At 70.3% G+C, this 23547-nt stretch carries 22 protein-coding genes; 10 read left to right on the forward strand and 12 right to left on the reverse strand.

The features are described from left to right. Window positions 1-51 precede the first annotated feature (51 nt). Entirely contained in the window at window positions 52-933 is an 882-nt protein-coding gene (locus ACIOKD_RS25735; RefSeq protein ID WP_402088749.1) for an alpha/beta hydrolase family protein, read from the forward strand. Window positions 934-1007: 74 nt separating this feature from the next. Here ACIOKD_RS25735 and ACIOKD_RS25740 read toward each other — a convergent pair whose 3' ends face one another. Beyond that, window positions 1008-1388: a MerR family transcriptional regulator gene (locus ACIOKD_RS25740; protein ID WP_402088359.1), complete on the reverse strand. Its 381-nt coding sequence runs from the start codon at window positions 1386-1388 to the stop codon at window positions 1008-1010. Between the two features lie 129 nt (window positions 1389-1517). Here ACIOKD_RS25740 and ACIOKD_RS25745 point away from each other — a divergent pair, with 129 nt between their 5' ends. Beyond that, window positions 1518-2591, forward strand: coding sequence for an alkene reductase (locus ACIOKD_RS25745; RefSeq protein WP_402088362.1), 1074 nt, complete (start codon window positions 1518-1520; stop codon window positions 2589-2591). 66 nt (window positions 2592-2657) lie between these two features. On the opposite strand, the gene ACIOKD_RS25750 is transcribed toward ACIOKD_RS25745, so the two are convergent. Next, window positions 2658-3083: an SRPBCC family protein gene (locus ACIOKD_RS25750; RefSeq protein ID WP_402088365.1), complete on the reverse strand. Its 426-nt coding sequence runs from the start codon at window positions 3081-3083 to the stop codon at window positions 2658-2660. A gap of 297 nt (window positions 3084-3380) precedes the next feature. On the opposite strand from ACIOKD_RS25750, the gene ACIOKD_RS25755 reads away from it, so the two are divergent. Together ACIOKD_RS25755 and ACIOKD_RS25760 are read left to right on the forward strand one after the other, a co-directional pair. Continuing rightward, window positions 3381-3926, forward strand: a complete 546-nt coding sequence (locus ACIOKD_RS25755; RefSeq protein WP_402088368.1) for a DUF6328 family protein — start codon at window positions 3381-3383, stop codon at window positions 3924-3926. 6 nt (window positions 3927-3932) lie between these two features. Next, complete coding sequence (locus ACIOKD_RS25760; RefSeq protein ID WP_402088371.1) at window positions 3933-4691, forward strand: PIG-L deacetylase family protein; 759 nt, start codon at window positions 3933-3935, stop codon at window positions 4689-4691. Window positions 4692-4770: 79 nt separating this feature from the next. Here the strand turns inward: ACIOKD_RS25760 and ACIOKD_RS25765 are convergent, their stop codons facing one another. From ACIOKD_RS25765 to ACIOKD_RS25800, 8 genes are all read right to left on the reverse strand, one after another. Continuing rightward, on the reverse strand, window positions 4771-5280 hold the full coding sequence (locus ACIOKD_RS25765) for an SRPBCC family protein (protein WP_402088373.1): 510 nt from the start codon (window positions 5278-5280) through the stop codon (window positions 4771-4773). A gap of 47 nt (window positions 5281-5327) precedes the next feature. Next, window positions 5328-5822 (reverse strand): GNAT family N-acetyltransferase, encoded by a 495-nt coding sequence (locus ACIOKD_RS25770; protein WP_402088376.1) that lies wholly within the window; start codon window positions 5820-5822, stop codon window positions 5328-5330. Window positions 5823-6004: 182 nt separating this feature from the next. Further along, window positions 6005-7186, reverse strand: a complete 1182-nt coding sequence (locus ACIOKD_RS25775) for an acyl-CoA dehydrogenase family protein (RefSeq protein ID WP_402088379.1) — start codon at window positions 7184-7186, stop codon at window positions 6005-6007. Between the two features lie 91 nt (window positions 7187-7277). Further along, a complete protein-coding gene (locus ACIOKD_RS25780; protein ID WP_402088381.1) occupies window positions 7278-8294 on the reverse strand; it encodes a ThuA domain-containing protein in 1017 nt (338 codons plus the stop codon). An 89-nt stretch (window positions 8295-8383) separates the two neighbouring features. Beyond that, entirely contained in the window at window positions 8384-10567 is a 2184-nt protein-coding gene (locus ACIOKD_RS25785; protein ID WP_402088384.1) for a PQQ-binding-like beta-propeller repeat protein, read from the reverse strand. Window positions 10568-10761: 194 nt separating this feature from the next. Continuing rightward, window positions 10762-11628, reverse strand: a complete 867-nt coding sequence (locus tag ACIOKD_RS25790) for a citryl-CoA lyase (protein ID WP_402088387.1) — start codon at window positions 11626-11628, stop codon at window positions 10762-10764. Beyond that, window positions 11625-12827 carry a CaiB/BaiF CoA transferase family protein gene (locus ACIOKD_RS25795; protein ID WP_402088390.1) on the reverse strand — a complete coding sequence of 401 codons (1203 nt, stop codon included), beginning with the start codon at window positions 12825-12827 and terminating at the stop codon, window positions 11625-11627. The genes ACIOKD_RS25790 and ACIOKD_RS25795 overlap by 4 nt, the downstream gene beginning before the upstream one ends. Window positions 12828-12881: 54 nt before the next feature. After that, window positions 12882-13667, reverse strand: coding sequence for an IclR family transcriptional regulator (locus ACIOKD_RS25800; RefSeq protein WP_402088393.1), 786 nt, complete (start codon window positions 13665-13667; stop codon window positions 12882-12884). A 129-nt stretch (window positions 13668-13796) separates the two neighbouring features. On the opposite strand from ACIOKD_RS25800, the gene ACIOKD_RS25805 reads away from it, so the two are divergent. From ACIOKD_RS25805 to ACIOKD_RS25830, 6 genes are all read left to right on the forward strand, one after another. Continuing rightward, entirely contained in the window at window positions 13797-15302 is a 1506-nt protein-coding gene (locus ACIOKD_RS25805) for an aldehyde dehydrogenase family protein (RefSeq protein ID WP_402088395.1), read from the forward strand. Then, the gene (locus ACIOKD_RS25810; RefSeq protein ID WP_402088398.1) at window positions 15299-17074 is read left to right on the forward strand and encodes a thiamine pyrophosphate-binding protein; all 1776 of its coding nucleotides are present in this window, start codon (window positions 15299-15301) and stop codon (window positions 17072-17074) included. Before ACIOKD_RS25805 ends, ACIOKD_RS25810 begins: the two co-directional genes overlap by 4 nt. Before the next feature lie 88 nt (window positions 17075-17162). Next, window positions 17163-18344, forward strand: coding sequence for an ABC transporter substrate-binding protein (locus tag ACIOKD_RS25815; RefSeq protein WP_402088401.1), 1182 nt, complete (start codon window positions 17163-17165; stop codon window positions 18342-18344). 35 nt (window positions 18345-18379) lie between these two features. After that, window positions 18380-19249, forward strand: coding sequence for a branched-chain amino acid ABC transporter permease (locus tag ACIOKD_RS25820; protein ID WP_402088404.1), 870 nt, complete (start codon window positions 18380-18382; stop codon window positions 19247-19249). After that, window positions 19246-21105, forward strand: coding sequence for an ATP-binding cassette domain-containing protein (locus ACIOKD_RS25825; protein WP_402088407.1), 1860 nt, complete (start codon window positions 19246-19248; stop codon window positions 21103-21105). Before ACIOKD_RS25820 ends, ACIOKD_RS25825 begins: the two co-directional genes overlap by 4 nt. Continuing rightward, window positions 21102-21860, forward strand: a complete 759-nt coding sequence (locus tag ACIOKD_RS25830) for an ABC transporter ATP-binding protein (protein ID WP_402088409.1) — start codon at window positions 21102-21104, stop codon at window positions 21858-21860. Before ACIOKD_RS25825 ends, ACIOKD_RS25830 begins: the two co-directional genes overlap by 4 nt. Before the next feature lie 17 nt (window positions 21861-21877). On the opposite strand, the gene ACIOKD_RS25835 is transcribed toward ACIOKD_RS25830, so the two are convergent. Beyond that, the gene (locus ACIOKD_RS25835) at window positions 21878-22237 is read right to left on the reverse strand and encodes an STAS domain-containing protein (protein ID WP_402088411.1); all 360 of its coding nucleotides are present in this window, start codon (window positions 22235-22237) and stop codon (window positions 21878-21880) included. Further along, complete coding sequence (locus ACIOKD_RS25840; protein ID WP_402088414.1) at window positions 22234-23508, reverse strand: PP2C family protein-serine/threonine phosphatase; 1275 nt, start codon at window positions 23506-23508, stop codon at window positions 22234-22236. The genes ACIOKD_RS25835 and ACIOKD_RS25840 overlap by 4 nt, the downstream gene beginning before the upstream one ends. Window positions 23509-23547 lie beyond the last annotated feature (39 nt).

Genomic DNA, 23547 nt, shown 5'->3' on the forward strand with positions numbered 1-23547 from the left:
GTATCCGCACGGGTATCCGTACCGGAACTCGCACCCACCCCCGTCCTCTCGGTGAAGCCGGTGACACTGGCAGCGCCCGGCCGTGGCGAAGACCTCCGGGTGAGGATCTCCGCGCCGGTGACCGGGAGTGCGCTGCCGATCATCGTTCTCTCGCACGGTTTCGGGTCGTCGCTCGACGGCTACGGCCCCCTGGCCGACTTCTGGGCCGCTCACGGTTTCGTCGTCGTCCAGCCGACCCACCTCGACTCCCGCACGGTGGGCCTTGCCCAGGACGACCCTCGTACGCCGCGGATCTGGCGTCACCGCGTCGAGGACATGAAGCTGGTTCTCGACCGGCTCGATCTGCTGGAAGCGGCCGTTCCCGGTCTGGGAGGTCGCCTCGACCGGACCCGTATCGCCGCCGCCGGGCATTCCTTCGGCGGTCAGACCGCGGGCAATCTGCTGGGCCTGCGGGTCCTGGATCCGACGAGCAAGGAGGAAGTGGACCTGTCCGACGCGCGGATCAAGGCGGGCGTGCTGCTCGCCACGGCGGGAAAGGGCGGAGCCGACCTGACGCCGTTCGCAGCCGAGCACTTCCCGTTCATGAACCCGAGCTTCGAGAACATGACCGCACCGGCCCTCGTGGTCGCCGGGGACCGGGACGACTCCCCGCTGTCCGTCCGGGGGCCGGAGTGGCTCGCCGACCCGTACTTCCTGAGTCCGGGCGACAAGAGTCTGCTCACCCTGTTCGGGGCGGAACACTCGCTCGGCGGGATCGCCGGATACGAGGTCCAGGAGACGACGGACGAGAACCCCGGGCGGGTCGCCCTGCTGCAGCGGGCCACCTGGGCCTACCTCCGGCATGCGCTCGGCATGGAGGACGACAGCTGGACAGCGGTGCGCAAGGCGCTCTCGGAGGATGTGGCCCCCTTGGGCCGGATCGAATCCAAGTGACGTTCCGCGCGACCGCCGGCCGTGCGTGACCCGGCGGTGGCAGACGGAATCGGGCCGTCAGTGGCACAGTGCGGTCAGACGGAGGCAGTGGCCGATTGGAGCTGGTCGCGGTACGCCCGGGCCGAGACCCTCAACTGGTCCAGGGCGTCGCGGGCCTGGACGAGTTCCGCGATGTGCGTGGTGAGCCGGTCGCGTTCCTGGTCCATGCGGTCGAGGGCGGCGTCCTGGTTGTCCTCGCTGGGGGAGTCGACGCAGGGGAGCAGCTCTGCGATGGTCCGGCTGGACAGGCCGGCCGCGTAGAGGTTCTGGAGGAACCTGACGCGTTCGATGTCGTCGTTCGTGTAGTGCCGCTGTCCACTCGCACTGCGGGTGCTGGTGAGCAGCTTCTGTTCCTCGTAGTAGCGCAGCGACCGGACGCTGACACCGGCCCGTTCGGCGAGCTCTCCGATACGCATGCGCTTCTCCCCGCTCTCCCCGCGTTCCGCTGTTACCTGGGTCACAGAACTTGCCCCTGACGTCAATGTCAGGTTTTAGCGTAACCGTTGTGCCCGGTACCCGGGCCACGGATCGCGAAGGAGTCGCAAGTGACGAGCCTGTTCCAGCGTTACGACCTCGGTGCCCTGACGCTGCCCAACCGAGTGGTGATGGCCCCCATGTCCCGGGTGAGGGCCGCTGCCGGCGGTCTGGCCACGCCGTCGATGGCCACCTATTACGCTCAGCGGGCGAGCGCCGGACTGATCGTGACCGAGGGAGTCCAGCCCAGCCTGATAGGGCAGTCCAACCCGGGGACGCCGGGCCTGCACACCGATGAGCAGCAGACGTCGTGGCGGCCGGTGACGGATGCCGTGCACGCCAACGGCGGACGGATCTTCGCCCAGCTCATGCACGGCGGGCGCGTCTCGCACCCCGACACCATCGGCACACAACCGGTCGGCCCGTCGGCCGTGGCCGCCGTCGGCGACGTGTTCACACCGACCGGACCCCAGCCCGCGCCCGTGCCCCGCGCACTGGAGACCTCAGAGGTGCCGGAGCACGCCCGCTCCTACGCGGACGCGGCCCGCCGAGCCGTGGACGCGGGATTCGACGGCGTGGAACTGCACGGCGCCAACGGATACCTGATCTCGCAGTTCCTCTCCTCCAACGCCAACCTGCGGACGGACCGCTACGGCGGCTCCGTGGCCCACCGGATCAGGTTCGCCGTCGAGGCGGTGTCCGCGACCGTCGAGGCCGTCGGCGCGGCGCGCACCGGCATCCGGCTCTCCCCGGGCGGGACCTTCTGGGGAGTGGAGGAGACGGACGTCACGGAGCTCTACACCGCCCTGCTCGGCGAGTTGGCGCGGCTGGACGTGGCGTACGTGCACATCGAGGCGACCACGGACGAAGAGGTGCTGGTGGAACTTCGCCGCGCCTGGCCCGGCACCCTCGTCATGAACCCGGTCCTCCCCATGGGGCCCAGGCAGACCGGCCGGTCGGACGCCGACCACTGGCTCGGTCTGGGCGCCGACCTCATCAGCTTCGGCCGCGCCTTCATCGCCAACCCCGACCTCGTGGAACGCCTGCGCACGGGTGTCCCCGTCGCCCCCGTCGACGAGGCGACCTACTACCAGGGCGGCGACGCCGGATACCTGACCTATCCAGCACACCAGTACAGCGCCTGACACCGGCCGGACACCGGTACAGCGCCTGGGGTCGGCCGGCGCAGCGCCGGGCCGAGGGTGGCGCGGTCAGGCCGACGCGGCGGTCTCGGCGAGTTTCTGGAACTCGCCGAGGTCGTAGTTGGCGAGCGCCGAGTCCAGATTGGTCAGGGCGCCCAGGCGCTCGACGAAACCCTTCGGGTCGTACTCGATCTGCAGGGTGACGCGGCTCGACGTGTCGCTGAGGCGGTGGAACGTGACAACTCCCGCGTGATGCACGCCCTCGACGGTGTGCCAGGCGATCCGCTCCTCGGGGACCACCTCGGCCAGTTCGGCGACGAAGTTCTTGTCCGCCCCCGGCAGGGACAGCTGCCAGGCGAATCGCCGTTCGTCCAGGGGCTCCACCAGCCGTACGTGGCTGAGGAAGGACGGCCACCTCGTCACATCGCTCCACAGGGCCCAGGTGACGGAAACAGGGGCTTGGATGTCGACGGTCTCCACCAGGGATGCGGACACGGGGCCGCCTTTCGTGGTCGGTTCGGCGCCGAACCGGACGGATCGGCAGGGCCCGGTTACCCGCGCGCTCCCCTCCCACACGCGACGGGTGACCGGGCCGCTCCCGACCGGCCGACGGGGCCGCCCGGTGCTGTGCGCGCTGCCAGTGTGTCAACTGCCTCCGGGGCGAGCGGGCTTGACGCAGGCCATGCGGGGTATGCGGCATTCTCCGACGTGCCGCACACGGCCCGTGCCCCGTACCCGTACTCGTATCCAAGCCCGTATCCGCATCCGTACCGCGTATGTGTGGAGGACATCATGGCCGTGACGGACCCACCCGCCCCCACAATTGCCTCCGAGGTTCCCGAGGTCTCCGAACCCAGGGACGCCCGGGAGCATGCGGAGGCGCCGGGAGAGCAGGCGAACCGTCGCTGGAACGAGATCCTCCAGGAGACCCGGGTCGCGCAGACCGGCGTACAGATCCTTTTCGGCTTCCTGCTCAGCGTGGCCTTCACCGCCGGGTTCCGGGACCTCGGGACCATCGACCGGACGATCTACGTGGTCACCGTAGTCCTCGGCGCGGCGGCCACCGGTTCCCTCATCGCCCCGGTCTCGATCCACCGCTTCCTGTCCGGCCAGCGCATGAAGGACGAGCTGGTGGAGACCGCCCACCGGCTGATGATGTTCGGAATGGCCCTGCTCGCCCTCACCATCGGCTCGACGCTGCTGCTCATCCTGCGCGTTGTTCTGCCGGGCCTCATAGCGGAGTTCCTCGTCGCCGGGGTGATGCTGTACTTCGGCCTGTGCTGGTACGCGCTGCCGCTCTGGCTGCGCCGACGTGCCTCACGCAACGAGAACGCCTGAGGTGCCATGACCACGCCGAGTCTGCTCGCGGTGTTCGCCCACCCGGACGACGAGTCCCTGTCGGCGGGCGGAGTGCTCGCGCGGCACGCCGCGGCGGGCGCGCCCGTCACGGTGGTCACGGCGACGTGGGCCCCGGACACCGGGCGTGCCGCGGAGTTGGCCGAGGCGCTCGGAATCCTCGGCGCCGGTGCTCCGCGGCTGCTCGGCCACGCCGACGCGCGCGTCCCGCGGTCGGCACCCGGCAGGGCGCGGTTCTGTGACGCGCCGCTCGACCGGACGGTGGGCGAACTGGTCGCGCACCTGAGGGAGTTCCGCCCGGAGATCGTGGTCACCCATGACGCCTACGGCGGGCTGACCGGCCATCCGGACCATGTCCACACCCACCGGGTGACGACGCTCGCCGTGCGGGCGGCCGGCCTGGAGCGGCTCTATCCGGACGCCGGCGAACCCTGGCAGCCGGGCGCCCTGTACCTGGCCACGCACCCGCACTCGGCGGTCCGGGCGTGGGGCGGACACCTGGCGCCCAGGGGCAGGACGATGCGCAGCGTGCCGGACGAGTGGATCACCGCGACCGTCGACGTCGGCCCCTGGCTGGAGCAGAAGGTCGCCGCTGTACTGGCCCACCGCACCGAAGTGGAAAGGGGAGCCGTCCCGGCGCTGATCGCCGGTCTCCCGGCGTCCGACCGGGCGCGGCTGCTCTCCACCGAGTGGTACATCCGCCACGACCTCAGCTCCGTCGCGTCCCCGCGGACAGAACTGACATGACCAACAGAACTGACAGCCTGAACCGGCCGCCGGCCGCCGGCTACCAAGGCCGTCAACCCCGTCAACCCCGTTAAGGCCGTCAAGGGCGTGCCTGTGCCTCCAGTTCTCGCTTGAGGTTGCGCAGGGTCCTGTCGATGTTGCCGACCTGGAAGACGGCGAAGGTCTTGCCGCCGGTGGCCACGCGGTCGAAGACGTCGGCCACGGGCGTCGGCCAGGAGCGTCGGTCGTCGGTCCAGGTCTCCGTCACCCGGGTGCCGCCGCCCTCCGCCTCGAACCGGTACTCCCACGTGGCGATGGGCGCCTTGAGGCGGGGACGCCTGATGCCGATGGCGTGGACGCGGAAGGCGAGGCGGTGGCCGGGATCCGCCGCGGTGACCGTGCAGCGGGTCGTCCAGCGGAACCCGCGACGCTTGTTGTGCCCCTCGAAGACCATTCCGACCTGGGCCGGAGCGTCCCCGCCAGGGACGGTCGCGCCGAGGTTCTCGGGGCTCCAGCGGCCCATCTGCGAAAGCCGGCTGACCTGGTCGTACACCGTCGCCGGTGACGCCTCGACCAGGATGTCACGAGTGACGGTGAACGTGCGGGGCATGGGCACTCTCTCCGTGGGCGCAGAAGTCGCAGAAGTTACCGGCAAGCCTACTGGCAAGTAGGGATGCGGAACTCCAGCTCGGGCCGGTCCCACACCACCGCGGGCGGCGTCGCCGGCGCGATCCCGACGTGCACCGCGCCCACGCTGCGGTAGAAACCCTCGGCGGGAGGATGGGACACCACACGGACACGGTCGAGCCCGGCCGCACGGGCCTCAGCCGTCATGTGTGCCACGAGCAGCCGTCCCACCCCGCGCCCCTGTGCCTGCTCGGCGACGAACATCAGGTCCAGCTCGGGCGGGGCCAGAACGAGCGAGTAGAACCCGAGTACCTGGCCTTCGTGTCCCTCCGTGGCGGCGACCGCCACGAACACGCGGTGGGTCTCGATGTAGTCGGGGCCCACCCGGTAGCCCGCCACCATGGCCGCGTACTGGCCCTCGTAGGCGCGTGAGCCGCGCACGAGCCGCGTGAGCCGTTTGGCGTCCCGCGCGGTGGCCCGCCGTACCGAGATCGCGCCACTCCTGCCTGTAATGCTCCGGTTCATTGGGCGAGTATTACAGGCAGGAGATCGCCGTCTTCTCACCAGGCCCCAGGACACCAGGCCCCAGGACACCAGGCTCCAGGACATCGAGCCCCAGCACACCAGGCCCCAGCACACCAGGCCCCAGTACACCGGGCCCCAGCACATCGGGTGCCCCAGGACATCGGACCCGAGGACATCAGGCCTCAGACGAACGCGCTCTCGCCGGTGACCGCCTTCCCGACGATGAGCGTGTTCATCTCCCGCGTCCCCTCGAAGGAGTAGATGGCCTCCGCGTCCGAGAAGAAGCGGGCGACGTCGTAGTCCAGCACGATTCCGTTGCCGCCGAAGATCTCCCGGGCCCAGCCGACGACCTCGCGCATACGTGCCGTGACGTGGGCCTTGGCCAGTGAGGAGTGTTCGTCCTTGAACACACCCGAGTCCTGCAGCCGCGCGAGCTGCAGCAGCATGCCCCAACAGGCGGTGATGTTGCCGAGGCTCTTGACCAGCAGGTCCTGCACGAGCTGGAAACCGGCGAGCGGCCGGCCGAACTGCTCGCGTTCGGTGGCATAGGCGAGCGCCAGCTCGTACGCGCCGATCATCACACCCAGTGCCTGCCAGGCGACGCCGCTGCGGGTGGCGCGCAGCACCTCCGCGACGTCGCGGAAGGACTCGACGTTCTGGAGCCGGTCGGCCTCCGGCACCCTGACATCGGTCAGGGTGATGTCCGCGTTCTCGACGATGCGCAGGGAGATCTTGTTCTCGATCTTCTCCGTGACGAAGCCCGGCGTTCCCCCGCCGACCACGAACCCCTTGACCTGGTCGTCCGCGAGGTCCCTCGCCCAGACCACGACATGGTCGGCGAAGGTGGCGTTGCCGATCCAGCGCTTGGCGCCGTTGAGGACCCAGGTGTCGCCCCGCCGCTCGGCCGTGGTGCCCATACCGGCCGCGACGTCGGATCCGTCGAGCGGTTCCGTCAGGGCGAAGGCCCCGATGGTGTCCATGGCGGCCATGCCGGGCAGCCAGCGGTCACGCTGCTCCTGGCTGCCACCGGCGAGGACGGAGTACATGGCCAGGCCGGTGTGCACGCCGAAGAACGTGGCGACCGACGCGTCCACCCGGCTCATCTCCAGCGCCATCATCCCGGTCAGCAGGTGACTCACCGCGGGACGGTGCTCGCCGTAGCCCTCGTACGACAGTCCTACGAGGCCGCTCTCCCGGAACTTGGTGATCAGCTCCTTGGGAAAGGTGCCCGCGGCCCAGTTCTCGTTCACCAGGGGCTTGACCTCGTCGTGCATGAACGCGCGCGTCTTCAGCAGGATCTTGCGTTCCTCGTCCGACAGCGCGGCCTCGAAGTCGTAGAAGTCGGCAACGATCCCGTCATCCATGGAAGATCTCATCTTCGCCTTCTTCCACGTTTTCCTTGCAGGATGCACGGGGATTCGGCGAATGGGCCAACAGGTAACGCGCAGGAGTGCGTCAGTCCGCCCGGCAGAACGGCTCCCTGCCCATGGCGGACTCGATGCCGCCGAGGATCAGTTTCCGGAACTGCTCGGCACCGGGGAACGAGCCGTCCGTCGAGAAGGCGTCGGCGTCATGGCCGAGGGTGGTGAGCCAGGCACGTCCGCCGTCGTAGTACTGGCACCAGGCGACCGGGTGGTGCCTGCCATGGCCGGGGTGCCCCTGATTGCCCGTGACGCCCCCGGCGAGCGTGGACTCGTCGACGGTGGCCAGGACGCGGACCTTCGAAGGGGCCGGGACGAGGTTGTACCACTCGTCGCTGAAGTCCCAGCGGGCCGGCAGACCGGCGGTGGAGGAGTCGCGCCGGTTCTGTACGACGACCTCGCCGCGTTGCGCGGGGCCGTGGTCGTAGAAGTTGGCGCCGCCCAGCAGACCCTCGTACCAGGGCCAGTTGTACTCCGTGCCGAACGCGTTGTGGATTCCGGCGAAACCACCGCCGCCGCGGATGTACTGGCGCAGGGAGGTCTGCGCGGCATCGTCGAGGGCGTCGCGGCTGGTGGAGAGGAAGACGACGGCGTTGTACCGGAAGAGCCTTGCGGGCGTGGCGAGTTGGCTGACGTCCTCGGTCCAGTCGACGGTGAAGCCGTGCTCCCTGCCCATCTCGACGAGCGCGTTCTGGGCGACATTGGTGTCGGCGAGCGCGGGATTGAGTCCGGCGCCGAGTGCGGGACCGAGGTTCGCGTGGCGGGGTCCGGCGGTCCGCGTGTAGAGGAGCACTCGGTACCCGTCGGTGCCTGGGGAGAAGTTCCCCCAGTCGTGGTAGCACTTGGCGCTCACACCACGGCAGACGCCGTAGTCCGGACTACCCAACTCCGCAGCGCTGTTCGTGCGTTGAGCACCTGTCGGCGCGCCTCCGTCCCGCGCGTCCCCCTGCTGCTGCAGCCCGAAGAAGGCGGCCAGTGCGACGAGGAGCGTGGCGCCGACGGTGGCGACCACGGACACGGCCGTACGCGCCGCACGCGTTCTGGGTGTCATGGTGACCGGCCCTCTCCCTGGACGGCGATGCACTGCACGGCGATGAACTGAATGGCCATGACCTGAACGGCCATTCACTGAACGGCGGTTCACCGGACGACGATCTTGCCGGTGGACTGGGGGAAGGCCGGGTCGTTGTAGAAGTACTCGCCGGGGCTGCCGAAGGTGTACGTGTACGACTGGCCCGGCATGAGCAGCCCGGTGTCGAACTCCGCGTCGAAGAAGGCGACCGCGCCATGGGCCCGGGTGTTGTCGGCGGGGTTGGTGAAGGTGACGGCGGTGCCGGCCGGGACCGTCAGGTGCTGGGGCGCCATGGCGTTCTGGGCGACCGTGTTCTCGGTCGCGCCGGGTGTGCCCGTCGCGGCACTCCAGACGCGGCCGAGCGTGACGGTGTCGCGTGCCGCGGCGCCGGTCACGGCGGCGGTACGGATCTGGTTGCGGCGGGACGGGGGAGTGGGCGCGGGAGCCTGGCCCACCTTGCCGCCGAGCTTGAACGCCCAGAGGTGGTCGCCCCGCGGGATGTCGGGGAAGGGGAGCCCGTTCCCTCCGGCGAGCACGGCGATGTACTGCTCGCCGTCGATCTCGTACGAGACCGGGACGGTGTTGACTCCGGCGCCGCACTGCCAGGTCCACAGCGTCTGCCCGTCGGTGTCGTCCATCGCTTCGAGGACGCCGTCCGGGCGGCCCTGGAAGAGGAGGCGGCCGGCGGTGGTGAGGACGCCGTTGCCGTGGGCCAGCGACCACGGTCCCTCCTTGCGCCAGGCGACCGTGTTGGTCCGCGGGTCCATCGCGACCAGACCGCCGCCGAACAGCTCACCGAGGGGCCGGGCCGTGTTGACGCGACCGCCGCGGGTGTTGGAGTAGGAGGAGTTCACGAGCCCGTAGCCGACGTAGACGTGTCCGGTCCTGGGGCTGAAGGAGGGGAAGCCCCAGTCGGCTCCGCCACCCGCTCCGGGGAAGAGGATGGTGGCCCGGTCCCAGAAGACCTCGTACAGGCCGCCCGTCGGATAGAAGGGCACCGGCCGGGTCGTCTTGTCCAGCTCCGGGTACGGGGACACGAACGGTTCGCCGCCGGGGAAGGGCTGGGTGGGGGAGGTCTTCTGCAGGGTGTGCTGGGGGACCGGCCGTTCCTCCATGCCGTGGACGGCCTCACCCGTACGGCGGTCGAGTACGTAGTACCAGCAGGTCTTCGAGCCGTAGACGACGACCTTGCGCTTGCTGCCGTCGACGAGGAGGTCGGCGAGCACCGGTGCCATGACGTTGTCGGCGTCCCAGATGTCGTGGTGGACCGACTGGAAGTGCCAGCGCCGCTTGCCGGTCTTGGCGTCGATGGCGACGATCGAGTTGGCGAAGAGGTTGTCGCCGCCGCGCGAGGACCCGTCCGTACGAGGGTACGGGTTGCCGAAGGTCCAGTAGACGAGGCCGAGTTCGGGGTCGACGGCCGGGTGGATCCAGGGGACGGCGCCGCCGGTCTTCCAGGAGTCGCCCTCCCAGGTGTCGTGTCCGTACTCGCCGGGTCCCGGCGGACCCCAGAAGGTCCACACGACGGCGCCGGTCCGGGCGTCGAGCGCGTACCCGCGTCCGCGGGCGCCGGCGGTCGAACCCTCGGTGCCGATGTAGACCAGGCCGTCCCAGTGCACGACCGCGCCCGCGAGGCCGCCGCTGTTGCCGCCGCACTGACCGCTGTCGTTGTCGCAGCCGTCGTCCCCGCCGTTGTCGTCGACGATCAGCGGCTTCCGCCAGACGACCGCGCCGGTCCGCTGATCGAGGGCGTACACGATGTTCGCGCCGGAGATGGTGAAGACCTTGCCCTCGGCGACGGCGACGCCGCGCATGTTGGTGGTCTCGGTGCCGAGGCTGGTCCGCCAGATCACCTCACCCGTCCTGCCGTCGATCGCGAAGACGTTCTGCTGGGTGGTCTCGACGTACAGCACACCGTTCAGCACGACGATCGTGCACTGCTGGTACGCGCCGGTGGAGCCGCCCTCCAGGTTGATGTGCCAGGCCCCGCCGAGCCGCTTGACGTTCCGCGCGGTGATGTCCTGCAGCGTGGAGTGGTTCTGGTTGGCGTAATTGCCGCCCACCTTGGGCCAGTCGGCGCCGGTGGTGCCAAGCGCGGCGGACTGCCGGGGGACCGGGAGCGCGAGGTCCGGGGCCGCGTTCGCGGCGCCGTTCGGGGTGCTGCCGGGGGCCGCTTCGGCGGTGGACGCCAGGGTGGGGACGCCGGCGGTGCCGCCCGCCGCGGCCGTCAGGAGGAAGGTGCGTCTTTCCATCGTTCAGTTCCCTCGATTCTCGATTCGATCAAGGTCCGCTAGATGGTTCGCGCAAGCCGCAGAATGGGTTCGCGCGATGGGAGGTCACGTTAGGGACGGGCATGCGTCCATGACAAGACACGTGACAGGGGATTTTCGAGCCGTCAGGGTCGACCAGGCGAGCCGTCAGGGTCGACCAGGAAGCCGACCAGGGGCTACGGAAGTGCTGTTGGTGCCACCAGATGGACCGGGACCATGGAAGGCGGCATGGGGCTCTTGTTGCGACGTCCCTGCCCGGTCTCCTCCCAGGCGTGCGCCAGGATGCCGACACTGCGGCTGAGCACGAACAGCCCGCGGGCCAGTGGTGCGGCGAAGCCCAGTTCGGCGTAGATGACGGCCGTGGCACCGTCGATGTTCATGGGCACGGGCCTGCTTTTCTCGCGCCCGCGGTTGAGCAGCTCCTCCACGGCACGGGCCGCCCGCAGATGGGCGCCCTCCACCAGACCGTCCGCCACGGCCCGGTCCACCAGGGCGAGCAGCGGGTCGCGGCGCGGATCGCGGGGGTGGAAGCGGTGACCGAAGCCGGGGAGGTAGCGCGAACGGGCTCGCCACTCGCCGACGACCTCCGCCACGGCGACCTCGAACTCCGCGTCCCGGGCAGGCCGTTCGGCCCCCTGAGTGGGCTGCGCGGCACCCCTGCCGTACCGTTCTACGATCTCGCTCAGTAGTTCCACACACTGCTGGCCGGCCCCGCCGTGCACATCGCCGAGCATGTTGACCCCGGTGGCCACGGCACTGTTGAGTCCCACCCCACAGGTGGCGGCCATCCGGGCGGCGGCGATGGAGGGGGCCTGCGGGCCGTGGTCGACGCCGGCCACCAGGGCGGCCTCCAGGAGTCCGGCCTGCTCGGCACGGGGGAGTTCACCGCGAAGCATCAGCCAGATCGTCTCGACGAAGGTCGCGTGGCCGATCAGGTCCTGTACCGGGTGTTCGCGCAGTTCGATGATGCCGGGCTCGACCCGGCTGACGGCGGTGGCCCACCACTGGGCGACCAGGCCGTCCTGCGGCCCGGCCGCCGTCATGACGCCCGGGCCCCGGTGGTGTGGCGGTGCGCCCGCCAGCGGGCGATCAGCCGCTCCCGCTCCTCGCCGTGCTGGTCGAGCAGCGGAGGCGGGGTGTCAGGCGAGAGCGCCTCACCGTCCACCAGTACACCGTTGCCGCTGACTCTCAGCGTGCGGCCCGACCCGTCCGGATAGGGCAGATCCGTGAAGAAGCCGCGGTGTGCCAGCTGTTCCAGCTCGACGGCCTCGGGGACGGTCAGGACGCGGGCCGCCGGGACCCCGGCCGCGGACAGCATGGCCTCCCACTCCAGAGCGGTCCTTTCGCGCAACGCCGCGTTGAGTGCGGAGTTGAGTTCCGCGCGGTGCAGTTTCCGTGCCTCCCGCTCGGCGAACCTGGGGTCGTCGATCAGCCGGGGCAGCCCGGCGAGACGGCAGAGCGTGACGAACTGCTCCTGCCGGTTGGCCGCGATGTTCAGCCCACCGTCGGCGGTCTCGAAGGTCCCCGAAGGCGCCGCGGTGGCGTTCTGGTCGCCCATCGGCTCCGGATCGACGCCGCTGACCAGGTAGTTGGAGACGGCCCAGCCCATCGCGGAGAGGGAGACCTCCAGCATGGAGACGTCCAGCCGGGCCCCGTGTCCGGTCCTCTCCCGTCCGACCAGGGCCGCACTGATCGCGAGGGCCGCGCCGAGACCGCCCAGCGAGTCGCACACCGGGAAGCCCACCCTGAGCGGGGCGGTGTCGGTGGTCCCGGTGATGCTCATCATCCCCGAGAGCCCCTGGATGATCTGGTCGTAGGCGGGAGCGGCACTCATCGGCCCCGACTGCCCGAAGCCGGTGATCGCACAGCTGACCAGCCGCGGATTCAGCTCCCGCAGCCGGTCGGCCCCGTATCCCATCCGGGCCAGTACGCCGGCCCGGAAGTTCTCCAGGAGGACGTCAGCCCCGCACAGCAGTTCCTCGAAGTCGGTCCGGTCGCCGGGGTCCTTGAGGTCGAGTACGAGTGATCGTTTGCCGGCGTTCTGGGCGAGGAACGAGGCGCCGATACCGGACCGGTTCAGTTCGGGATCGGGCCCGAGACTCCGTGCGAGATCGCCCCTGCCCGGCTGTTCGACCTTGACGACCTCGGCTCCGAGGAGCATGAGGTGGTAACTGCAGTACGGCCCTGCGAGCACATTGGTGAGATCGAGTACGCGGATTCCTGAGAGCGGTCGTTCGGGCATGCACCGGCTCCTTCTGCGGTCACAGCGGTTCGAGCGGGTCCCGCGGTCGTTGGTTCACTTCGTCGGACTGAGCGGATGGTCGAAGCCCTGCTCCGACATCCGCCGGGCGACCTCGGCGAGCGATGTGGCGAACCGCTCGACGACGGACTCGGGAAAGCGGTGGCTCGGCCCGCTGAGCGAGAGCGAGGCCACCACGGCCCCACCGCGCCCCACGACGGGTACGGCGACGGCCGTCAGCCCCTCGTCGCGCTCGCCCCGGCTGACCGCGAAGCCCCGCTCCGCCGCCAGATCCGCCCACACCCGCAACTGCCTGGCGTGCCCCTCGCCGTGCGGGGAGCCCGCGGCGATCCGGTGCAGCAGGGCATCGGGAGCCGTACGCAGCAGGATCTTCGACGAGGCGCCCGCCCACAGCGGGAGTTCGTCGCCGACCCGTACGACATGACGCAGCGGCTGCGGGCTCTCCTGCTGTGCCACGCAGACGCGGGACAGTCCGCGCAGCATGAAGAGATTGACCGTCTCCTGCTGCTCCTCGGCCAGCTCACGCATCAACTTGCGTGTCTCGCGCGGCAGTTCCCAGCTCGTGTGCGCGAGGTGCGCCCAGCGCCACAGGCCGGGGCCCGCGGTGTAGCCGGCCGGGGTGTCCCAGAGCAGACCGCACTGCTCAAGGGTCTGCACCATGCGGACCACCGTGGTCTTGGCCAGCCCGGTGGCGTCGACGATCTCCCTGAGCGTGACCGTCGGCTGATCCTCGGTCAGCAGTCCCAGGATGTCCAGAGCCCTGCGCACACTGCGCACTCCGGTCGCCTCGGCCGCCGCCCGCTCATGGTCGGTCCCGCTCACGCGCCTTCCTCCTCTGCTTCGTAACTTCCTCGAACGGCCCTCTTGTCACCGCGAGTTGGCGCCCGTACGTTACACGCCGACCCACAGAGCAGTCCACCAGTACCACTCAGCGGTTTCCTGGGAGATCTCATGCTCGATTCCCTTCTCAAGGCCGGCCTGGACGCGGCGGTGGTCGAAGCACCTCCCTACGTCGCCGGCCGATGGGGCGGCAGCGGACCGGTGTCGACCCGAACGGGCCCGTACCTGCGCCGCGTTGTCAGCCGGACCTCGACGGCGACCGGGGACGAGATCTCCCGCGCCCTCGCGTTGGCACTTTCCTCGGCCCGTACGGTGGCCGGGCTCGCCCCCGCACTGCGCGCCGACGTCCTGGAACGAGCATCCCGCGCCGCGTCCGCCCACCGCGAGGGGCTGGCCCGCCTCCTCGCCCTGGAACTGGGCAAACCGGTCAAGGACGGGCTCGGCGAGATCGACCGGGTCGCCGACACCTTCGCCGTGTGCGCCTCGGAGGCACGGCGCATCGGCGGCGAGACCCTGCCCGTCGCGGGCTGGGCACGAGGCGTCGGCAACACCGCCTTCACCTACCGCGCCCCGGCCGGGGTCGCCCTCACCATCACCCCGTTCAACGCTCCCGCGAACCTCCTCGCGCACAAACTCGGCGCGTCCTTCGCCGCGGGGAACACCACCCTCGTCAAGGCCCCGCCCCAGGCACCGGCCTCCACCGCCGCGATCGTGGCGCTCCTCCTGGAATCCGGCATGCCCCCGCAGGGGGTGCAGTTGCTGCACGGCGGCGCCGAGGTGGGCGCGATGCTGTGCGCGGCCGACGAGGTGGCGGTCATCAGCTTCACCGGCAGCGCCGCGACCGGCCGGGCCGTCGCCCGCGCGGCTGGGGCCAAGCGACTGGTCCTCGAACTGGGCGGGAACGCCGCGACGATCGTCTGCGAGGACGCCGACATCGGGCGGGCCGCCAAGGAGTGCGCCCGCGCCGGATACAGCAACTCCGGCCAGAGCTGTATCTCCGTCCAGCGCGTCTACGTCCACCGCTCCCGCTACGCCGCTTTCCTCGACGCCTTCACGGCCGCCGTCGACACCCTGCAGGTCGGTGACCCGCTGGACCCGGCCACCGACGTGGGCTCGATGGTCGACGAGGAGGCCGCCGAGCGCGTCGTGCGCTGGTCGGCCGAGGCCGTCGCCTCCGGCGCCCGCGTACTGCGCGGCGGCACCCGGGACGGCGCCACCGCGGCGCCCACCGTCGTGGCCGACCCCGCGCCGGACTCCTCGGTCGTGGTCCACGAGGTCTTCGGGGCACTGGTCGCCGTGCTCCCGTACGACGACTTCGGGGCGGTCGTCGCCACCTGCAACGCCGGCCGCTACGGCCTGCAGGCAGGGCTGTTCACCCGTGACCTGGGCCGCGTCATCACCGCCTGGCGCGAACTGGAGACCGGCGCGCTGATCGTCGGCGGCACCTCCAACCACCGCCTCGACCACATCCCCTTCGGCGGGGTCAAGGACTCCGGCTTCGGCCGCGAGACACCCCGCTCGATGATCGACGACTACACGGTCGTCAAGACCCTCATGCTCCGCGACCTGTCCGTCTGGGGCGACACGACGTCCATCGAAGGGGAGAGCACCGCATGACCGTGACCGCCGCCGAAGCCCTGGTCGCCCAACTGGAGTCGTACGGAGTCGAGTACGTTTTCGGCACCTGCGGCCACACCAACATCGCCCTGCTGGACGCGCTCGGCCCCAGCCCGGTCCACTTCGTGATCGCCCGCCATGAACAGGCAGCCGCACACGCCGCCGACGGCTACGCCCGTGCCTCCGGGAAACCCGGCGTCCTGCTCACCCACGTCGGCCCCGGCATGATGAACGCGGTCACCGGGGTGGCCACCGCCGCCCTCGACTCGATCCCGCTGATCGTCATCTCCGGCGACATCCCCTCCTACTACGCCGGCCGTCATCCGCACCAGGAGGTCAACCTCCACGCGGACGCCGACCAGAGCGCGATCTACCGGCCCCTGACCAAACGCACCTGGCACGTGCGCCGCGTCCAGGATCTGGCCCGTACGACCGAGCGCGCCTTCTGGACCGCGACCTCCGGGCGGCCCGGGGCCGTGCTCGTCAACATCCCGATGGACCTGCTCAGCCGACAGGTCGAGGAGTACGACGACGCGTACCCACTGCCCGGCGGCGCCGCGCTCCCCGGCCTCGACCGGGACACCGCCGAACGCATCGCCCGAGCACTCCTGGACGCCGAACGCCCGCTGATCTACTTCGGCGGCGGACTGCGTGAACCGGCCGCCCGCCAGGCACTGTCGGCCCTCGCCGAGCACCTCGACATCCCGCTCGCCCACTCCCTGATGGGCAAGGGCGTCCTGCCCGACAGCCACCCCCTGCTGCTCGGCATGCCGGGTTTCTGGGGCCTGGAGACCACCCACGCGTACACCAGGGGCGCCGATGTGGTCCTCGCGCTGGCCACCCGGTTCGCGGAGACCGACGCCAGCTCGTGGGACCCGGCGTACACCTGGACCTTCGGCGCGAGGCACAGTCCGCCCGGCGACAGGCACAGTCCGCCCAGCAAACTCATCCAGATCGACATCGACCCCGCCGAGATCGGCCGCAACTACCCCGTCGAGATCGGCGCGGTCGCGGATGTCGGCGACGCGGTGCGGGCCATCGGCGCCGCCGTACGGTCCGTCCGGCCCGAACCTCTGGTGAGGAAGGGCCTGCGCGAGACCGTCGCCGCCGCCCGCCGGGCCGTCTTCGACACCGCCCGCGAGGACGGCCGCAGCGACAACTTCCCTCTGCGGCCCCAGCGCATCCTCGCCGACCTGCGCGACGCGCTACCGGACGACGCGGTGCTCGTCACCGACGTCGGCTGGAACAAGAACGGCGTCGCCCAGTGCTACGAACTCCCCGACCCGGGGCGCTTCATCACCCCCGGAGGAGCCTCGACCATGGGCTTCGGCCCGGCCGCGGCGGTCGGCGTGCAACTGGCCCAGCCGGACCGCGTGGTGGTCGCGCTCATCGGCGACGGCGGGATGAGCGCGCAGTTGCCCGCGGTGCCGATGGCCGTCGAACAGGGCCTGCCCGTCATCTTCGTGGTGATGAACAACCGGGCCCACGGCACCATCGCCGACCTGCAGACCTCGTCGTTCGGCCGGTCCTACGGCTGCGAGTTCACCGATGCCGAGGGCCGGCCCTACAGCCCGGACTTCGCGGCGTTCGGGCGGTCCTGCGGTGCCGACGGACACACGGTCACCGCCCCCGCCGACCTGTCCAAGGCGCTCGCCGACGCGGTCGCCCGGCGCAGGCCCGCCGTCATCGACGTACCGATGGTCAACGAACCTGTGCCAACGCCGGGCCACTGGAACATCAAGGACATCTACCGCGGGTCCTTCGCCGACTGACCGCCTCTCGCCGCACCGCCCTGCACCGCCCCGCACCTTCCCGTCCGCTCACCGTCCGCTCACCGTCCGCTCACAACGAGGTGACCCCATGACCCGCAGCAGCACCCCACGACCACGCACCGGCATGCGCACCACGACCCGGACCGCCGTCTGCGCCGCCTCCGCGCTGGCCGCCGCCCTCACCGCGTGCAGCGCGCCCGGAGAATCGGACGACGACACCAAGGCATCCTCCGGACCCATCAAGGTCGCCGTCGTCAACGCGCAGAGCGGACAGCTGAGTTCGCTCGGCGACTGGGAGTACAAGGGTGCCAAGCTCGCCGTCGACGAGTGGAACGAGAAGGGCGGTGTCGACGGCCGCAAGATCCAGCTGAAGCTCTTCGACGACCAGGGCGACCCGACCACCGGCACCAACATCGCCCGCAGACTGGACAGCGAGAAGTACGTCGCCATGATCGGCACGGCGGAGAGCGCGGTGACCATCGCCATGGGTCCTGTGCTCCAGCAGGCGAAGATCCCCAACATCACCTCCGGCCAGTCCGACGGCCTGGTCGCGCTGAAGAGCCCGTACCTCTTCCTCAACGGGCCGACCAGCACCACCTACGACTCGACGCTCGCCCGGCACCTGGTGAAGGACGAGGGCTTCAAGAAGATCGCCATGATCACGAACAACGGCTCCTTCGGGAAGGGCGAGCACGACGCGTTCCTGAAGGCCGTGAAGGACCTCGGTGTGACCCCGTCGACCGACCAGGTGGTCACCACCGACCAGAAGGAGTTCAGCGCGGCCCTGACGAAGATCAGGTCCACGAAGCCGGAGGTGATCTTCATCGGCTCGGAGGAGGTCGAAGCGGGGCTTATCGTCAAGCAGGCCCGGGACCTGGGCATCGCCGCCCCCTTCGCGGGCGCGGCCCCCCAGGGCACCCCCGTCTTCATCGACACCGCCGGCAAGGCCGCCGTCGAAGGCACCATCGTCAGCTCGCCCTACCTCAGCAACGACGTCAGCGACGCCTCGAAGAAGTTCGCCGCCGCGTACGAGGACGCCTACGGCAAGGAGGCGGAACTGCACGGCGCCAAGGCCTACGACGGGGCGAACATCCTGCTGACCGCGCTGAGGACCAGCAACGGAGCGAGCGGCGAGGAACTCGCGGACGCCATCCGCGACACCCGGTACAAGGGCCTGCTCGGCGACTTCCGGTACGACGAGTCGGGCGTCGGCATCACCAGGACCACCATCGGAGTCATCCGCGACGGCGAACTCGTTCCGCAGCAGTAGGCATCGAGAGCACCGGGAGCACTGGGAGCACCGAAGTGCAGGAGACACTGCAGACACTCGTCGGAGGCCTGAGCCTCGGAGCGGTCTACGCCCTGGTCGCCATGGGATTCTCCCTGGTCTACCGCACCATGGGCCTGGTCAACTTCGCCCACGCCGACATCGCCATGATCGGCGCCTACGCCGCCTCCACCTTCTACCTGACCCACGAACTGCCCTTCGCCGTCGCCATGGCCGTCGCCATCGCGGTCACCGCCGCGATCGGCCTGGTCATCGAGCGGGTGCTACGACCCCTGGAGAACAAGGACTTCGACCTGATGCTGATCGGCACGATCGGCTTCGGCATCGTCCTCCAGGCCGTCGCCATCCTGATCTGGGGCACCACAGGACGGGCGGTCCGCTCACCCGTCCCGGCCGCCCCGCTCGACCTGTTCGGGGTGCGCGTGCGCACGTACGACCTGCTGGTGATGGCCGTCGCGGCCCTCGCGGTGCTGGGCCTCGCCTGGTTCCTCGCACGTACCAAGCGCGGTGCTGCCATGCAGGCCGTCGCCATGGACCACGAGGCGGCCACCGCGGTCGGCATCGATGTCGGCCGCAGCAACGCCCTCGCCTTCTCCATCGGCGCGGGCCTCGCCGCCCTCGCGGGTGGTCTCGTCGGACCGATGCTGTACGTCGACGCCTCACTCGGCGGCGCGCTCGGCATCAAGGGCTTCGCCGCCGCGATGCTCGGCGGCTTCGGCTCCATCCCCGGCGCGGTCGTCGGCGGCCTCGCGATCGGCGTCCTGGACTCCTACGCGGCCGGCCACTTCCAGGGCTACTCGGTGCTCGTGACCTTCCTGGTCTTCACCGCCGCCATCATGATCCGCCCGATGGGCGTCTTCGGGGAGAGGACGGTGAGCCGCGCGTGAAGTTCCGTGCCGGAACACTCGGGGCCCTGGCGGTCGCCGCCTGGCTGCTGCCGTACGGCCTGGGCAGCTACCCCATCCATGTCGTCAACATCGCGCTCATCTATGTCCTGTTGGCCATCGGCATGGGCCTGGCCATGGGCATCTCCGGGCAGATCAACCTCGCGCAGGTGGCGTTCTTCGGCGTGGGCGCGTACACCCTCGCCATCCTGACCACCGACTCCGGATACGGGTTCTGGGCGGCGGCCGTGATCGCGGTGTTCGCGACCGTGGCGACGGGCCTGTTCGTCGGCATCCCCGCCCTGCGCATGCAGTCCCACTATCTGGGGATCGTCACCCTCGGTCTGGCGCTCGGCTTCATCAACTGGATCACCAACGCCTCCGTCACCGGGGGAGCCGACGGGATCTCCGGCATCCCGCTGCCCACCCTGCCCGGCATCGACCTGTCCAGCGAATACCTGTACTACTACCTGGAGTTGGTGGTCTGCGCGCTCGGCCTGGGCTTCGGACTCTTCGTCGTCCGGACCTCGCTCGGGCGACGGCTGCGCGCGATGCGCGACGACTCCCTGGCCGCGGGCGCCATGGGGGCGGAGATCCCCCTGCTGCGCATGACCGCGTTCCTGCTCGCCAGCCTGTACGGGGGCCTGGCCGGAGTGCTGTACGCGGGCCTCATCCGCTATGTCGCCCCGGAGACCTTCTCCATCGGCAACATGTTCATCCTGCTCGCCATGGTCGTCATCGGCGGCAGACGCTCGCTCGTCGGCTGTGTGGTCGGCGCGATCGGGCTGACCCTGATCCGCGAGTGGCTCTCCGACTTCTCGACCTACGCACAGCTCGGATACGGCGTGGTGGTCGTCCTCATGGTCGTCTTCGCACCGACCGGACTCGCCGGAATCCCGTCCCGCGCACGGGAGTTCGTGAACCGACGGCGACGCGGGCGCAGCCCTGGCGAGGCGGACGACCGTGCCGGGCTGCGTCCCTTCCAGCCGTACGAGGCCGTCGAGCGCCCTTCCTCCGCTGCCGGGCCCCTGCTCGACATCAGGTCGGTCACCAAGGACTTCCGCGGACTGCGCGCCCTGGACGACGTCTCCCTCACGGTCGCCCCCGGCGAGATCCGCGGCATCGTAGGACCCAACGGCTCGGGCAAGACCACCCTGTTCAACGTGATCAGCGGCTTCTACCGGGCCACCTCGGGCCAGGTGCGGTTCGCCGGCCGCGCCACCACCACCGCCCGCCCCTACACCCTCTCCCTCCTCGGCGTGGCCCGCACCTTCCAGAACCTGCGCCTGTTCGGCCAGTTGACGGTCCGGGAGAACATCCTCGTCGCACTCGACCGCACCAGGACACACACCATCTGGCAGTACGCGCTGTGGCAGCCGGGAGTCGTCCGCCGCGAACGGCGACTGCGCCGCCGGGCCCAGGAACTCCTGGAACGCTTCGGGCTCACCGACTTCGCCGAGGCGGCGCCCGGCTCCCTGCCCTACGGCATCCAGCGGCGCATCGAGATCGCCCGCGCCATGGCCGCCCGGCCCCGGCTGCTGCTGCTCGACGAGCCGGCCGCCGGACTGAACGGCGAGGAGGTACGGCAACTCGTCTGCATCGTGCGGTCCATCCGGGACAGCGGCACGACAGTCGTCCTCATCGAGCACAACATGGGCCTGGTGATGTCGCTGTGCGAGCGCGTCACCGTGCTCTCCAGCGGCGGGGTCATCGCGGAGGGCACACCGGCCGAGGTGGTGGCCGCTCCCGAGGTCATCGAGGCGTATCTCGGGGATTCGGCGATGGCGGACGTCCCGCGACCTGAGCCGGGGCCTCCGCGGGCTTCGCCTCCGCAGGCTTCGAAGGAGGCGACCCGATGAGGACGATCCCCTTCCGGCGAACGACCGCACCCGACACCGGCACACCGGCCACCCTCGCCGTCGACGACCTGTCCGTGCACTACGGCGGAGTCCGCGCGGTCGGTTCCATCAGCTTCAGCGTGGCGCCCGGGGCGTCGGTGGGCATCATCGGCGCCAACGGCGCGGGCAAGACCTCCACGCTCAAGGCCCTGATGGGACTGGTACCGCGGGGCGGCGGACGCATCACTCTGGGCGAACACGACCTGACCCGGGTACGGGCCCGCGACATGGTGCGGCACGGCATCGGCTACGTACCGGAGGGCCGGCATGTGTTCCCCGGCCTGAGCGTGGAGAAGAACCTGCTGCTCGGCGCGTACGCCCGCCGGTGGGACGCCGAGACCCGGGCCACGCTGGCCGAGGTGCACGAACTCTTCCCCGTACTGGGCGAGATGGGCGGACGGCTGGCCGGCGCGCTCTCCGGCGGACAGCAGCAGATGCTCTCCATCGGCCGCGCCCTGATGGCGGGGCCGCGCATCCTCCTCCTCGACGAACCGTCCATGGGGCTCTCGCCCAAGCTCGTCGGGGAGATCCTGAGCGCGCTGAAACGACTGCGCGAGGAGGGACTGAGCCTCCTTCTCGTCGAGCAGAACGCCAAACTCACCTTCGGCGCGACGAGTCACTGCCTCGTCATGGAGAACGGCAGCGTCGCCATGACCGGCACCTCCGAGGAACTCAGCCAGGACACCCGGGTACGGCGGATCTACCTCGGCCTGTGAGCCCTCCGTGCCCGGTGTCAGCCCGCGGTGGGCCGCCAGGCCGCTTCGGCGGCCCGGACTGTCGGGTGGACGGGAAAGACCTGGTCCAGCCCGACGATGCGGAAGATCCGGCTGACGGGCTCGGGGACGGCGGCCAGGGCGATGCCCGCACCGGCCGCCAGGGCGTGATTGCGGGCGGCGATCAACGCGGTGATACCGCTGGAGTCGCAGAAGGTGACGCCACCGAGGTCCAGGACGAGCTGCCGGCCCGGAAGCAGGTCGACTCCGGGCAGCGCGGCGCGTACCTCGGGGGCGCTGTGGTGGTCCAGGTCCCCGGCGAGCTCGATGACCGCTCCGGCGGGAGAGTTGCGGGTGCGGAGGGTCAGGCGCTGGGTCACTGGAGCTCTTCTTCACTGGGAGGTCGGGGCACATGGATGGCCAGTACGGCGGTGTCGTCGTCCACGCCACTGCCGAACGTGTCGAGCAGGTCGCGGATCGCGTCGACGGTGTCCGAGGCGGTGGTGGGAGCCAGCGTGCGGGCGAAGTCGAGAAGGGCGTCGTCGCCGTAGCGGTCCTCGCTGTCGACGCCGGCGTCGACATGGGCCTCGGTGAGCCCGTCGGTGTGCAGCAGCAGGGTGTCGCCGGGGGTCAGCCGGACGGCGGTGGTGGCTATGTGGGCGTCGGCCAGGACACCGATGAGCTGCCCGCCCGGGGTGGGCAGATATCCGGTGGTCCCGTCGGCGCGCATCAGCAGGGCGGGCGGATGCCCGCCACTGGCCAGGGTGATGTGGAAGCCGCCCCGGTCCGGGTCCGGGGTCAGCAGCCCGAAGATGACCGTGCAGAAGCGGGGGTCGGCGCCGTTGTACTCATGGTTGAGGACCGTGTTGAGGTTGGCGAGGACGGCGGCGGGATCGGGGTTGTACACGGCCGCGGCCCGCAGGGTGTAGCGGGCCAGCGAGGTGACGGCCGCCGCGGCGGCCCCCTTGCCGCACACATCGCCCAGGAACAGTCCCCAGGCGCCCTCGGCCAGCGGGAACAGGTCGTAGAAGTCGCCGCCGACCTCGTCCGCCGAGGCGATGTGGTAGTACGCGGAGACGTTCAGGCCGGGCACATCGGCCAGGGTCGGCGGCAGCAGTGTCGTCTGCAGGGTGGCGGCCAGGCGCTGGAGCCGTTCGCGTTCCCGCTCGGCCTCCTTGCGGGCGCGCAGCAGCTCGATCTCGTAGGCGCGGCGGTCGCGCGCGTCGAAGAGGGTGGTACGGATCAGCAGCGGCTGCCCGTCCCTGCCCGTCCGCACCGTCGAGGTGACCAGGACCGGCAGGCGGGAGCCGTCGGCGGCCTTGAGTTCCAGAGCGATGCCGCTGACCTCGCCCTGCATCCTCAGCAGCGGGGCGAAGTGGGTCTCGTGGTAGAGCCGCCCGCCGACGGTCAGCAGGTCGGAGAAGTGTCTGCGGCCCAGCAGGTCGTCCCGCTCGTAGCCCAGCCAGGCCAGCAGCGTGGTGTTGACCTTCGCGATCCTGCCGTCCAGCAGGGTGGACAGATAACCGCAGGGCGCGTGCTCGTACAGGTCCTCGGCACTGTCCTCCAGCAGCGCGGAGAACTGCGCCTGCTCGTCGGAGGAGTCGCGGTCGCTCCTGTCCCAGCCGCCCGCCACACCGGCTACCTCACCCATCTCACCCACCTCGGCCCCCACGTCTTCCTCGTCGCCGGA

The organism is Streptomyces sp. NPDC087844, assembly GCF_044742785.1.
Classification (GTDB): domain Bacteria; phylum Actinomycetota; class Actinomycetes; order Streptomycetales; family Streptomycetaceae; genus Streptomyces.